General features: G+C 48.2%; 1 protein-coding gene. It reads right to left on the reverse strand.

Features of this window, described 5'->3' with window-relative positions; translation table 11 throughout:
- Nucleotides 1-270: 270 nt before the first annotated feature.
- On the reverse strand, nucleotides 271-618 hold a 348-nt coding region (tnpB, locus tag GPL15_RS22960), incomplete at its 5' end, for an IS66 family insertion sequence element accessory protein TnpB (protein ID WP_215701013.1).

Here is a 618-nt window from a genome sequence, read left to right on the forward strand (position 1 = left end):
CGGGCGTGCAGGACTGCCTGGGTCAGGTTCTCAATCCGGACACGCTGCTGTTCAATCTCTGCGTCTTTTGCTGCCATCTGTTCCGTCTGGCTCTTCACCAGCTCCCTCAGTCTGAGCAGCTCTTCGTAATCCGCTTTCTGCATGGCCTTTGCCCTCCTTCATTTTCTTGGGATTATATCATAAAATAAATAAAAAATCAGCATGTTCCGCTTATAATCAGGTGGAACATACTGATTTTTTATGAGATAGCCTGCATTTTTTATTCCTGCTTCAAAAACAGGTGTCTTCCGGTGCGATTTTCACCGGCATGTGCGCATATTTCTGTTCGATGGACAGCCCTTCCAGAAGCCAGCGCACCTGCTGTGGAGTTATGCTTTTTATTTCTTCCGGGGTTCTGGGCCATTGGAACTTCATATCCGGAAGCAGTTTCTTTGTGGAAAGCAGGAACCCATCCGGTTCAAAACGGAGTGCTTTCAGACAGTCCCGTTTTTTATTGCAGAACAGAAACACACAGACCGGGGAATAGGGGTCCAGATGGTATTTCAGGCTGACAAGGGCGGCCAGTCCCTCAATCTGCTTTCGAAAATCCGTTGCCCCGCAGGCAAGATAGATATGTTC

Source organism: Clostridium sp. MCC353 (genome assembly GCF_018785315.1).
GTDB lineage: Bacteria > Bacillota > Clostridia > Lachnospirales > Lachnospiraceae > CHH4-2.